At 61.6% G+C, this 12,993-nt stretch carries 11 protein-coding genes; 4 read left to right on the forward strand and 7 right to left on the reverse strand.

Going from position 1 to position 12,993, the window contains the following annotated elements; all coding sequences use genetic code 11:
* Positions 1–21: 21 nt before the first annotated feature.
* From CAG02_RS13775 to CAG02_RS13800, 6 genes are all read right to left on the reverse strand, one after another.
* Positions 22–1,449: a di-heme oxidoredictase family protein gene (locus tag CAG02_RS13775; protein WP_085709554.1), complete on the reverse strand. Its 1,428-nt coding sequence runs from the start codon at positions 1,447–1,449 to the stop codon at positions 22–24.
* Positions 1,450–1,603: 154 nt separating this feature from the next.
* Positions 1,604–2,947, reverse strand: a complete 1,344-nt coding sequence (locus tag CAG02_RS13780; protein WP_085709555.1) for an imelysin family protein — start codon at positions 2,945–2,947, stop codon at positions 1,604–1,606.
* A 192-nt stretch (positions 2,948–3,139) separates the two neighbouring features.
* On the reverse strand, positions 3,140–5,191 hold the full coding sequence (locus tag CAG02_RS13785) for a bifunctional diguanylate cyclase/phosphodiesterase (RefSeq protein ID WP_085709556.1): 2,052 nt from the start codon (positions 5,189–5,191) through the stop codon (positions 3,140–3,142).
* A 354-nt stretch (positions 5,192–5,545) separates the two neighbouring features.
* The gene (locus CAG02_RS13790) at positions 5,546–6,142 is read right to left on the reverse strand and encodes a superoxide dismutase (protein WP_016773431.1); all 597 of its coding nucleotides are present in this window, start codon (positions 6,140–6,142) and stop codon (positions 5,546–5,548) included.
* Positions 6,143–6,318: 176 nt separating this feature from the next.
* Complete coding sequence (locus CAG02_RS13795; RefSeq protein ID WP_085709557.1) at positions 6,319–6,921, reverse strand: LysE/ArgO family amino acid transporter; 603 nt, start codon at positions 6,919–6,921, stop codon at positions 6,319–6,321.
* Positions 6,922–6,926: 5 nt separating this feature from the next.
* A complete protein-coding gene (locus CAG02_RS13800) occupies positions 6,927–7,328 on the reverse strand; it encodes an ACT domain-containing protein (RefSeq protein ID WP_085709558.1) in 402 nt (133 codons plus the stop codon).
* A gap of 96 nt (positions 7,329–7,424) precedes the next feature.
* Between CAG02_RS13800 and CAG02_RS13805 the strand changes: the two genes are divergently transcribed.
* The 4 genes from CAG02_RS13805 (at position 7,425) to CAG02_RS13820 (ending at position 11,303) form a co-directional block, all read left to right on the forward strand.
* Positions 7,425–8,318 carry a LysR family transcriptional regulator ArgP gene (locus CAG02_RS13805; protein WP_065258594.1) on the forward strand — a complete coding sequence of 298 codons (894 nt, stop codon included), beginning with the start codon at positions 7,425–7,427 and terminating at the stop codon, positions 8,316–8,318.
* A gap of 54 nt (positions 8,319–8,372) precedes the next feature.
* On the forward strand, positions 8,373–9,365 hold the full coding sequence (locus CAG02_RS13810; protein WP_085709559.1) for an NAD(P)-dependent oxidoreductase: 993 nt from the start codon (positions 8,373–8,375) through the stop codon (positions 9,363–9,365).
* 105 nt (positions 9,366–9,470) lie between these two features.
* On the forward strand, positions 9,471–10,325 hold the full coding sequence (locus tag CAG02_RS13815) for an ATPase (RefSeq protein WP_085709560.1): 855 nt from the start codon (positions 9,471–9,473) through the stop codon (positions 10,323–10,325).
* A 132-nt stretch (positions 10,326–10,457) separates the two neighbouring features.
* Complete coding sequence (locus tag CAG02_RS13820) at positions 10,458–11,303, forward strand: cache domain-containing protein (protein ID WP_085709561.1); 846 nt, start codon at positions 10,458–10,460, stop codon at positions 11,301–11,303.
* Between the two features lie 129 nt (positions 11,304–11,432).
* Here CAG02_RS13820 and CAG02_RS13825 read toward each other — a convergent pair whose 3' ends face one another.
* On the reverse strand, positions 11,433–12,950 hold the full coding sequence (locus CAG02_RS13825) for an MDR family MFS transporter (protein ID WP_085709562.1): 1,518 nt from the start codon (positions 12,948–12,950) through the stop codon (positions 11,433–11,435).
* Positions 12,951–12,993 lie beyond the last annotated feature (43 nt).

A 12,993-nucleotide genomic window follows, 5' to 3' on the forward strand; every position in this document is an offset into this window, starting at 1 on the left:
GCTCCCGATTCTTTTAAGTGTTTAAAGTGAATTCAAGAACGCCAGCAGCGCGGCACGCTGCTCGGCATTGAAAGACAAAACCTGTTGCTGCGCCGCCCGGGCTTCGCCGCCATGCCAGAGCACGGCTTCGAGCAGGTTGCGGGCGCGGCCGTCGTGCAGAAACTGGGTATGACCGCTGACTGCCTGCGTCAGGCCGATGCCCCACAACGGCGGGGTGCGCCAGTCGCGGCCGCTGGCCTGGAATTCGCTGCGGTTGTCGGCCAGGCCTTCACCCATGTCATGCAGCAGCAGATCGCTGTACGGGCGAATCACTTGATTGGCCAGTTCAGGTTCGGCCGCGTTGGCGGCGGTGGTGTATTTCGGCGTGTGACAGGACTGGCACCCCGCCTGGAAAAACAGGTTCTTGCCGGCCAGCACTTGAGCGTCGTTGACGCCACGGCGTGCGGGCACGGCGAGGTTGCGGGTGTAGAACAGCACCAGGCGCAGGATGTTGTCGCTGACTTCAGGTTCGCCGTCCGGGCCGTTGCCATTCGGCGCCTGCTTGCAGGCGATTTGCGCGTCGGTGCAGTCATCAAACGGTCTCAGGCTCGTGGTGAGGCCCATATCACCAGAAAACGCGTGAACATTTTGTTGATTGAGGTTCGGTTGTCCGGCTTTCCAGCCAAATCGGCCCATCACGGTCTTTTGCTGCGCGTCATCCCAGACCCGGTTGGGCCGGCCGTTGATGCCGTTGTTCTCTTTGGCCTGCGCGGTGGCGTTGGCGAGGATGGCTTCTTCGGGGATCGCTTCGAGCAGACCCAGGCCGATCATCGGCGGCGCAACCCGTGCCGAGAAACGGGTGTCGGGGTGCATCGGGCCGTAGCCAAGCTGAGAGAACTGCAACACCGGTTTGCGCAGCTCGACTTCGGTGCCGTCCTTGAAGCGTACCGGCACTGGCGTGTAATCGACCCGCACCTTGCCTTCCGGCGCGACGCCAGGCACGGCCATGTCCTGGAACTGTCCGCCGTAGACTGGCTCCGGCACCACGCCGACTTGCTCGATCAATCTGGCGTACTGCGGCGCATCGGGAATCGACAGACGCACCAGCATTGATACCGCGTTTGGCGCATCCGGGGGCGGTGGATGGCCGCGACCATCCTTGATGTGGCAACCCTGGCAGGCGTTGGTATTGAACAACGGGCCGAGGCCATCGCGGGCGGTGGTGGTCGACGGCGCGATCACCCAGGGGCTGCGAAAGAAACTGTTGCCGACGCTGAAGTCCACCCGACGCGAAGGTGGCAGGTTGGCCGAGGGCAGGGAAAATGAATTCTGATCGGTCTTGCGCACGGTCGCGGCACCGCCGGAACGGGCTTCGCCGGGCTCGGCCTTGGTGAAACGCGGGGCGTCATCGCAGGCACTCAGGCCAAGGGCCAGAAACAGTGCGGACAAGCGAAGAGGCAGCGACGGCATCAGACTTCCTGCGGACGGGCGAAAATAAAGGCGCAAAGTCTAACAGGGCGAGGGGGTTTGAATAAGAGGAATTATCGTTTGCTTGATACAAGTCAGGTCGGCCGAAACGAACAAGGCGACCCGAAGGTCGCCTTGTTCAGTCAGACGGTGTCGATCAGAACTCGTGATCGGCGTTGTCCGGGTTCAGGTCGCTGATGCCCAGTTTGCCGGCAGCCGCTTCGATCGAACCGGTCTGCTTGACCAGCGAGGCGATGGCGTCACGGACGATCTGGTTACCGGCGGTGTTGCCGGCAGCGATCAACTGGTCGTAGTGCTCACCCTTGTTGGCGTGATCGACCATGACCTGGATCTTGGCTTCGGTAGCGGCCAGATCGTTTTTCAGGGCGGTGTCGGCAGCCGGGTCAACCTTGGCCACCAGCGACGACAGGCTGGCGCCGGTCATTTTGGTGCCGTCAACGCGGGTGTACTCGCCCAGGTAAACGTTACGAATGCCTTTGGCATCGTAGAAGTGCGAGTTGTGGGTGTTGTCGCTGAAGCAGTCCTGTTCGTCTTCCGGGGAGTTCGCTTCCAGAGACACTTTCATGCGCTCGCCAGCCAGCTCGCCCAGGGACAGGCTGCCCATGCCGAACAGCATTTTGCGCAGGCCGCTTTCAGCTGGTTCGGCTTCCAGGGTGGCGCGATAGTTGTCGGCCACGTTCGGCTTCCAGTTACCGACCATTTCTTCCAGGTCGCTGACCAGCAACTGGGTCACGGCTTTCAGGTAGGCACGACGACGATCGTTGTGACCGCCGGTGGCGCCGGCGCCTTCCAGGTAGTCCGACGCCGGACGGTTGCCGGCGCCAGGGCCGGTGCCGTTCAGGTCCTGGCCCCAGAGCAGGAATTCGATGGCGTGGTAGCCGGTGGCAACGTTGGCTTCGGAACCGCCCAGCTCGTTCAGGCTGGCGAGTTTTTCCGGCGTGATGTCCTTGACGTCGACCTTGTCTTCGCCGACCTGTACTTCGGTGTTGGCGATGATGTTGGCGGTAGCGCCCGGGTTGCCGAGTGCGTGTTCGTAGGACTTGTCGACGTAGTCGATCAGGCCTTCGTCCAGAGGCCAGGAGTTAACCTGACCTTCCCAGTCGTCGATGATGGTGTTGCCGAAGCGGAACACTTCGCTCTGCAGGTAAGGAACGCGGGCGGCGATCCAGGCTTCACGGGCGGCCTTCAGTGTCTCGGCATTCGGCTTGGCGAGGAAGGCGTCGATAGTGGTCTGCAGGGTTTTCGCGGTGGATTCGGCATCGCTGTAAACGGCGAAGACCATGTCGGCGTAGTGCGCGACCACAGCCTTGGCAGCGGCTTCGTCGACTTTACCGGCAGCGGCAGGCGTCGCCGGTGCGGCGGTGCTGGCGGCTGGCGTCGGCGCAGCTGGAGCGGCGGCCTTGTCTTTACCTTCGCCGCAACCGGCGAGGGAAATGGCGATGGCCAGCAGACTGGCGGTAGCCAGAGGCATACGAATCATGGCGAACATCCTGCTTCGGTAATTGAGTGGACAGGCGCGGGGGTGCGCAAAAGCTGCGACATAATGCAAATCTTTCGCATTATGTGTAAAGGGTTGTAGCTGGAAATATTTCCTGTTTGCGCAGGTGTTGCGCTGGATCAACGGCGCGGATTCTTCCCGGTATCGGTGGCGGGGAGTCCTGTGCCGGAGGTTTCAGAGAATCGCGGCGTTGCTGCGTTGCGCCTGCTTGAGATAGACGCTCAGTTCCCGCGCCGGCAGCGGCTTGCTGTAGTGATAGCCCTGACCTTCGTGGCAGCCTTCGGAGATGATGTAGGTCTCCTGTTCGGCGGTTTCCACGCCTTCGGCGATCACCTGCATGCCCAGGCTCTTGCCCAGTTGAATGATGGCGCGAACGATGGTCGCGTCATCGTCGTCATCCAGCAGGTCCTGGACGAAGCTCTTGTCGATCTTGATCTTGTCCAGCGGCAGACTCTTGAGATAACTCAGCGAGGAATAGCCGGTTCCGAAGTCGTCGATGGCGATCAGTGCGCCGGAACGGCGCAGGCTCAGCAAGTGCTGGGCGGCGGTGCTGATGTCTTCCATCAGGCCGGTTTCGGTGACTTCCAGTTCCAGGCTGCGCGGTGGCAGGCGGTACATCTGCAACAGATTGTTGACCACTCTCGGCAGCTCGGCGTGGTGCAGTTGCACGGTGGACAGGTTGACTGCCATGCGCAGGTCGACGAAACCCTGATCGTGCCATTCACGCAGTTGCTTGCAGGCCTGATCCAGCACCCATTCGCCGATGGCGATGATGGTGCCGTTCTGTTCGGCCAGCGGGATGAACAGGTCTGGCGGCACCAGTCCGTGCTCCGGGTGCTGCCAGCGAATCAGCGCCTCGACGCCGACCACACGGTGATCGCGGTAGCTGATCTGTGGTTGATAGACGAGGTAGAACTGATCCCGCAGCAGGGCATCGCGCAGGTCTTTTTCCAGCTCGCGGCGGCGGCGCATCTCGCTGTCGACGCTGGCGATATAAAACTGATAGCGGTTGCGCGAGCGGGTCTTGGCCAGGGTCATGGTCTGCTCGGCTTTCTGCAACAGCTTCTCGGTGCTGTCGCCGTCCTCCGGGAACAGCGTGATGCCGATGGTGGCGCGCAGGCGGATTTCCTGATGATCGAGGGCGAACGGGGCTTCCAGATCGTCAAGGATGCTTTGTGCCAGTTCCGCCGCTTCGTAAGGCTGCTCGATGTCGGCCTGCACCAGGGCGAACTGGTCGCCACCCAGTCGGGCGAGGGCGCCGAGGCGTCCGCTGTGGGCGCGCAGTCGATCTGCCAGGGCCAGCAGCAACTGGTCGCCGGTCTGGTAGCTGAATTGTTCGTTGATGCCTTTGAAGTCATCCAGCCCGACGCACAACACCGCCACACGGCGTTGCAGCTTGCCGGCATCCACCAGAATCTTGTCCAGTTGCTGCTGCAACTGCTGGCGGTTCGGCAGACCGGTGAGAAAGTCGTACTGGGCCATGCGCAGCAGGCTGTTTTCCGCTTCGTGGCGCAGATGGGTGTTGCGTTCGATGGATTCGAGCAACTGGTTGGCGGTGTTGATCCAGATCCCGAGCTCGTTTTTCTCGTGACCCTTGAGCTGCGGAATCTTGTGTTCGCTGGGGCGGTCCGGGTTGATTTCGGTGAGGTGCTCGATGATCCGCGACAGCGGCTTGGTCAGCAGCCAGTGATAGACCAGATACAGCACCAGCCCCATGGCCAGGGCGCGCAACACGCCGGAAATGAAGATGATCACCGAACTGACGATGAAACCCTGGCCGTAGGTGGCAGTGTCGAGGGTGATGCTCAGGTCGCCGTAATATTCGCTGTAGGGGCCGCGACCCACCAGTTGGGTGGTGAAGGTTCGCTCCTGGCCGAGGATCAGGTCGGTCAGCCAGCGGCTGCTGGATTGCTGCAATTCACGGGATTTCTGCGCGAGCATCGCTTCGTTGGGATGCCCGATGGAGGCCTGGCGCACGGCGTCGTCCTGGAACAGGCCTTCGATCACCTGCATGCCCATTTCCCGGTCCAGGCTGTAGACCGCCTGGGTCGAGGGATCGCGGAACATGTCGAGGATACGTTCGGCATCGCCGGCGACGGCCTGACGGGTTTTATAGGCATCGAAGACAATCTGCGCGCAGCTCAAGACCACGCCGACGATCAATGCCGACAGGAGCACGACCCGGAGCAACTTCACCGACAAGCTGTTCTTGAGTTCCAGCTTCAAAGGGTTATTCCTTGTTCCGTGCGGGTAGCGTCAAGTTGCCATGAGTATTGGCAATCCCGTGTTGGCAGTCAAAGGGACAATCGAACCGCGGAAAGTTTGTCCGTGGCCTTGGCCGAAATGCGGCTGCCTGGAGTATTGGCCCTGATTGTACTGTGTCGGTAGTTTTGACCTCCAACTTGAGGGGCGTCGGACAATTTTTCCTCTGTTTGATGTTAGTCCGCTGTGGCTTGGGAGCAAGGGGGCAAGGGCTGCTTTGCGTGTGGGAAATGGCCTTGTTTGTGACGGGATTCGCCGACCTGATTGCCCAGGCATAAAAAAACCCGGCAATAGCCGGGTTTTTGTCTGGCGCGCAGCTTAAGCGGTGAAGGTCTTGCCTTCGAACTGCTCGGCAACGAACTTCCAGTTGACCAGGTTCCAGAACGCCTCGACGTACTTCGGACGCAGGTTACGGTAGTCGATGTAGTAAGCGTGTTCCCAGACGTCGCAGGTCAGCAGCGGGGTGTCGCCGCTGGTCAGCGGGTTGCCGGCGCCGATGGTGCTGGCCAGGGCCAGGGAACCGTCAGCCTTTTTCACCAGCCAGCCCCAGCCGGAACCGAAGGTGCCGATCGAGGTTTTGCTGAACTCTTCCTTGAACTTGTCGAACGAACCGAAAGCCGCGTTGATGGCATCAGCCAGTGCGCCGGTTGGTTGACCGCCGGCGTTTGGCGCCAGGCAGTTCCAGTAGAAGGTGTGGTTCCAGACCTGAGCGGCGTTGTTGAAGATGCCGCCCGAGGAAGTCTTGACGATCTCTTCCAGGGTCTTGCCTTCGAACTCGGTGCCTGGCACCAGGTTGTTCAGGTTCACGACGTAGGTGTTGTGGTGCTTGTCGTGGTGGAATTCCAGGGTTTCCTTGGAAATGTGCGGCTGCAGGGCATCGTGTGCGTAAGGCAGCGGCGGCAATTCGAAAGCCATGATGATTCTCCTAATCAGGTCTGTTGCGGTGAGCGCAAGGCCGATCACGGGCGGCCAGAAATGCACCGGCGAGTTTTTACTCTTTGCGGCGCAGGGTTCGGATCATAGCACCGGGGGTGCGGCATAACCACGCAACAACTGTGTGGGATAGAGGTTCCAGAGCCTTTTGGAATAAATCACGAAGCCAATATCAATTGCCCGGCTACCGTGAACATCATCACCGCCACCAACAGATCGAGAATTCGCCACGTACCCGGCCGCGCCAGCCACGGTGCCAGCCATGCCGCGCCGAACGCCAGGGTAAAGAACCACAGCAGCGAAGCGCTCGCCGCGCCCACTACATAGGCGCCTGGCACCGACTGTTGTGCGCCGAGGGAGCCGATCAGCAGCACGGTGTCCAGATAGACGTGCGGGTTGAGCAAGGTCACCGCCAGTGCACTGAGCATCACCGCCCGCAATGAACGCACAGTCTGGTTTTCACCCTGTTGCAGACTCTGTTTCGAGAAAGCCCGGCGCAACGCCTGGCTGCCGTACCAGATCAGGAACACCGCGCCGCCCCAGCGGGCAACCGCCAGCAACGTCGGGTTCTGCGCCAGCACCGTGGCCAGTCCGAATACGCCTGCCGCCACCAGTAACGCATCGCAGGCGACGCACAGCGCGGCGACCGGCAGGTGATGTTCACGACGCAGGCTCTGGGCGAGGACAAAGGCGTTCTGGGTACCGATAGCCATGATCAATCCGAAGGCCACCAGCAGGCCGTTGGTATAGCTTTGCCACATGACATTTACTCCGCGTTGGCTGCGAGATCGCGCAGCACTTGCATGGCGCGTTCGGCGTCGGCCTGACCGACAAACAAATGGTCGTGGTAATAGCCGGCAATCACGTTGCAGCTGATGCCGGCCTTGCCCAGTGCGGTGGCGAATGCGGCGGTCAGGCCGACCGCCTCCAGCGCTGAATGCACGTTCAAGGTGATCCAGGCCGCGACATAGTCGAAGCTGAAACCGGCACGCTCGGCGTGGGACCGTTCGAGAATCACCGTCAGGCCTTCCTGTTCACGGAAACTTCCGACAATTTCCAGACCGCTCGGCAACTGCCCGTCGCGCAAAGTACAGAACACATATTCGCCGGCATTGAGCTGCGGGCTCATGCTGCGCAGCAGGGTGGTCAACGAGGTTTCGCCAGCCATGGGGGTGATCCTTGATAAAGAGTGCTTGCTGGCTATTCTCCGGGCAGACGCTGTATAAGAAAAACCAATAGTGCTGATCGCTCATTAGGAAAACTGATGTTCGACTATAAATTGCTTTCCGCTCTGGCCGCCGTGGTCGAGCAGGCCGGATTCGAACGGGCGGCGCAGGTGCTGGGCCTTTCGCAATCGGCGATTTCCCAGCGGATCAAACTGCTGGAGGCGCGGGTCGGCCAGCCGGTGCTGGTGCGCGGGACACCGCCGTCACCCACCGAGATCGGTCGGCGCCTGCTCAACCATGTGCAGCAGGTGCGCCTGCTCGAACGGGATCTGCAGACGCTGGTGCCGGCGCTGGACGAAGAGGGCCTGCCGGAACGGCTGCGTATCGCCCTGAACGCTGACAGCCTCGCCACCTGGTGGGCCGAGGCCGTGGGCGACTTCTGCGCCGAACAACACCTGTTGCTGGACCTGATCGTCGAAGACCAGACCGTCGGCCTCAAACGCATGCGCGCCGGCGAAGTAGCCGCATGCCTGTGTGCCAGCGAACGGCCGGTGGCGGGCGCCCGTAGCGTGCTGCTCGGCGCCATGCGCTATCGCGCGCTGGCCAGCCCGGCGTTCATCGAGCGGCATTTCCCCGACGGCGTGCGGGCTGAACAACTGCCGCGCACTCCAGCGCTGGTGTTTGGCCCGGACGACTTTCTGCAACATCGTTATCTCGCGTCACTGGGTGTAGATGGTGGTTTCGAACATCATTTGTGCCCGTCGTCCGAAGGTTTCATCCGCCTGACCGAAGCCGGGCTCGGCTGGGGGCTGGTGCCGGAATTGCAGGTGCGCGAGCAACTGGAACGCGGTGTGTTGCGCGAACTGTTGCCAGATAAACCGATCGACGTGCCGTTGTACTGGCATCATTGGCGCAATGGCGGCCAGTTGCTGGGGTTGTTGACCGAGCAATTGGTGCGTTCGTCGTCGCAATGGCTGGTGCCGTTGGACTGACGACCAGCGTCAAGACTCACGAATCAGGCAAAACGAAAGACAGCGGAGCTCTACATGAAAATTCTGGTCACCGGCGCAAGCGGCTTCATTGGCGGACGCTTTGCGCGTTTTGCCCTGGAGCAGGGCCTGGACGTGCGGGTCAACGGCCGCCGGGCCGAAGGCGTCGAGCATCTGGTGCGTCGCGGCGCCGAGTTCGTTCAGGGGGATCTGAGTGACCCGGACCTGGTGCGTGCTCTCTGCACCGACGTCGAAGCCGTGGTGCATTGCGCCGGTGCGGTCGGGCTGTGGGGACGTTATCAGGACTTTCATCAGGGCAATGTGCAGGTCACCGAAAACGTGGTGGAAGCCTGCCTCAAGCAGCGGGTGCGGCGCCTGGTGCATCTGTCGTCGCCGTCGATCTACTTTGATGGCCGCGACCACCTCGGCCTGACCGAAGAGCAGGTGCCCAAGCGTTTCAAACATCATTACGCGGCAACTAAATATCTGGCCGAGCAAAAGGTCTTCGGCGCTCAGGAATTCGGTCTCGAAACCCTGGCCCTGCGCCCGCGTTTCGTCACCGGCGCCGGGGACATGAGCATTTTCCCGCGCCTGCTGAAGATGCAGCGCAAGGGGCGTCTGGCGATCATCGGCAACGGCCTGAACAAGGTTGACTTCACCAGCGTGCACAATCTCAACGAAGCCTTGCTGAGCAGTCTGCTGGCGGCCGGTTCGGCGCTGGGCAAGGCCTACAACATCAGCAACGGCGCCCCGGTACCTTTGTGGGATGTGGTCAATTACGTGATGCGCAAGATGGAAGTCCCACAGGTCACCAAGTACCGGTCCTACGGGCTGGCCTACAGTGTGGCGGCGCTCAACGAAGGCGCGTGCAAACTCTGGCCGGGACGGCCCGAGCCGACCCTGTCGCGCCTGGGCATGCAGGTGATGAACAAAAATTTCACCCTCGACATCAGTCGCGCCCGGCATTATCTGGACTACGATCCGAAAGTCAGTCTCTGGACGGCCCTCGATGAGTTCTGTGGCTGGTGGAAAGCCCAGGACATTCGTTGATACGAACTGCTGAACCCCGCCGCGGGTTGGGGGTCAATCCCTGCGGCTGCGGGGTTTATACTGCGCCGCAATCAGCCATTACCGGGTTTCACAAAGGTTGCCTCAATGTCCATGCGTAACGATGCCCACGACGATTTCGACGATGTTCCGAGCCTGCGCGCCGACACACTCGATGACGACGATTTCCCGACCACCGCCCGCACTTCCGTGCATTCGCGCACACCGCCGGTGGTCAAGGTCAAGTCGGCGAGCACCGGGCCGTTGTGGGCGCTGGTCGGCGCGTTGTTCTTTGCCTTCATCGGCCTGGCCTGGTGGAGTTTCCAGCAGATTTCGCTGATGGAGCAGCAATTGGTGGCGACCCAGGAAAGCTTCGCGCGGATCAGTGAAGAAGCGGCGGGGCGCCTGCAGGACATTTCCGGCAAGGTCGTGGCCAGCCAGACCAACGTCAACACCGACAGTGAAGCGCTGAAACTGCAGATCAAACAGCTGCAAAGCGCACTGCAGGATCAGAGCAAACAGCAGCAGGGTGTGGCCGGACAGGCGACGGATCTGGACAAGCGCCTCGCGCAGATGACCGCCCAGACCACTGAGCAACAGAACGCCAACACCCAGTTGCAAGCCCAGGTCAAAGCCCTGAGTGCAGAGCTGGCGACGCTGAAAAGCACACCGGCCGATACCAGCAAAGTCGATGCGCAACTCAAGGGCTTCGACGCGCAATTCAAGAGCCTCGGTGCCGATATCACGGCGCTGAAGAAACAAGGCAGTTCGAACGCCGCCATCGAGCGTCTGGAGCAGGAAATCGTCGTGCTCAAGAGCGAGCAGGACAACCGTCCGGCCGTTGCACAGGGCGGCTCCAGCACCGCCGAGTTCGATGCGTTCCGTGGGCAGATGACCCGCAACATCAACACCCTGCAGGCGCAGATCCAAAACCTGCAACAGCAGATCAACGCCCGGCCGTGAGCCCCTTCTGCGGCGAGGGAGCGTGCTCCCTCGCCGCAACCCCCTCGCAACATTCAGACGCTTTCTGAAAATCCATACCTGCCGTCAGGCCGTCTACGCTCTTGAAACACCAACAAGAACGAGGGATGCGTCATGGGGTTTGTGCAAAAGCTGGCCTGGCTCGGCGCGGTGCTGTTGTTGAGTTTCGGACAGGCCAATGCGGCCACGGAAAAGGACGACAGCAAGGCCGCCATCGCTTTGCTGGAAAAGGCTCTGGCCTACTATCACGACAACGGCGACAAGGCGTTCGCGGCATTCAGCCGCCAGGGTGAATTCGTCGACAAGGATCGCTACGTGTTCGTGGTCGATACCAAGGGCGTGATGCTCGCCAGCGGCGGGCCGTCCTCAGCGTTGATCGGCCGGGATGTGAGCGAAGTGCTTGGCCCGGATTTGCAGAAGGCGTTCAAGGACGCGTTGAAAGTGCCGGAAGGCAACGGCATCCAGCAGGCCGAGTACCGCTGGCAGAACCAGGACGACGGCAAGGTCGAGCGCAAGCATGTGTTCTATCAGCGTATCGGCCAGCGGATTCTGGCGGTCGGTTACTACTTGCCGCGCGCGTCGGCGGAGCAGGCGAAATCATTGCTCGACAAAGCCGCCACCGATCTGACCAAGGACGAAAAGGGCACGCTGACGGCGATCAACTCGCTCAAGGGCGGTTACCTGCAGGATGACCTGTATGTGTTCGTCGTGGATCTGAACACCCAACGCTACGTCGCCCATGGCACCAACCTGCGGTTGATCAACACCGACTTCGCCAAGGTCAAGGACCCGGAAGGCAAACCGGTGGGTGAGCCGATTCTGTCGTTGATCGGCAAGCAGGATGAGGGCGAGTACGAATACCGCTGGAAGAACCCGGTGACCGGCAAGGTCGAGGACAAGCATGCCTACCTGAAGAAGGTTGGCGGGTTCCTGGTGGCGGTCGGTTATTACAGTGCTTGATCCCTGTGGCTCTTGTGGGAGCGAGCTTGCTCGCGATGCAGTGTGTCATTCAACAATTTCGTCGACTGACACGCCCACATCGCGAGCAGGCCTCACCGCCTCTCCCACAGGTCATGCGGTGTTCTGCAGTCAGCGGGCGCCGTGCTCACGCCCGCGCAACAAGCGGTTCGGCATCGCGATCGCCGCCGCCAGCCCGAGCAGCGACACCCCGGCGCTGACCATCAGCAAATGCCGGAACGTCACCAGCAATTCGGCGCGCAAGGCATTCTGTGCATCGCCGGGCGCCGCGTTCAGGCCATCGAGCAGCACGTTGCCGGAGTGACCTTCGCCAATCAACGATGCGCCGGTCAGGTGGGCAAAGCTGGAGTCCTGCAACAACGCCAGCAGCAGCGCCGACATCAACGCCACGCCCACCGCGCCGCCCAACGAGCGGAACAGGTTGGTGGTGCTGGTGGCGACGCCAATGTCTTTTTGTTCCACCGAGTTCTGCGTGCCGACCAGCGAGGTCGGGAACTGCATGCCGCCGGCGATACCGCTCAGCAACATGAACAGGCTGCTGATCAGCGTCGCATCGGGCGGGCTGAAGGCCATGCCGAGGATCGAGACAGGCATCAGCAGCGCGCCAGTGAGAATCTGTGGTTTGTAGCGCCCGGTAATCGAGGTGCGGCGCCCGGCGAAATACGCGCCGATCGGCAGGCCCATTGCCAGCGGCAGCAAGTGCAGCGCCGCGCTGTCGGCGCCGGCACCGGTCACGCTCTGGAAGCGCAGCGGCATCAGCACAATCAACGAAATCGCCTGGAAGCTGCAGAAGAAAATCGTGCACCAGCACAGCAGGGCGTTGCGGTTGGTGAACAGGTGCATCGGCAGCAGTGGCTCGCGGGCACGGCGCTCATGCCAGACGAACACCGCCAGCACCGCCACCGCGCAAGCGAACAGCCCGAGCACTTCGCTGCTGCGCCACGCATGACCCTGGCCGACCTGAGTGATCGCCAGCAACAGCGCCGTCAGGCCGATGATCATCAGCAGTGTGCCGAGGTAGTCGATGACCGGTTTGCGCTGGGGAATCGGCAGACCGACCAGATTGCGTCGCGCCACCCAGTACGCGCCAAGGCCCAGCGGCAGGTTGATCAGGAACACCCATCGCCACGACAGGTACTCGGTCATGTAGCCGCCGAGCACCGGGCCGGCCACGCTGGCCACCGCATACATGCTGCTGAAGTAACCCTGATAGCGCCCGCGCTCACGGGGCGGCACGATGTCGCCGATGATCGCCTGGCTCACCGAGATCATCCCGCCAGCGCCGATGCCCTGGAAAATCCGCGCCAGCACCAGTTGTTCCATGCTCTGGGCCATGCCGCAGAACAACGAGGCGAGGGTGAACAGGCCCATGCCGAACAGCATCAGTTTGCGCCGCCCGTACAGGTCACCGAGCTTGCCGTAGATCGGCACCGCCACGGTCATCGCCACCATGTAGCCGGAAATCACCCAGGCCAGCAGGCTGACGTCCTTGAATTGCGCGGAGATGGCCGGCATGGAAACCGCGACGATGGTCTGGTCCAGCGCGCCAAGAAAGATCGCCAGCATCAGCGCGACCAGCACGCTGCGAATGGCCGGTTTGGGCGTTTCGGGGTGGTTGAGATTGGTCACGGGCAAAACCTGCGGGCAGTGAGGGTCCCGCAGATCGTCAGGC

This window comes from Pseudomonas sp. R43(2017) (genome assembly GCF_002112345.1).
Lineage (GTDB): Bacteria > Pseudomonadota > Gammaproteobacteria > Pseudomonadales > Pseudomonadaceae > Aquipseudomonas > Aquipseudomonas kribbensis.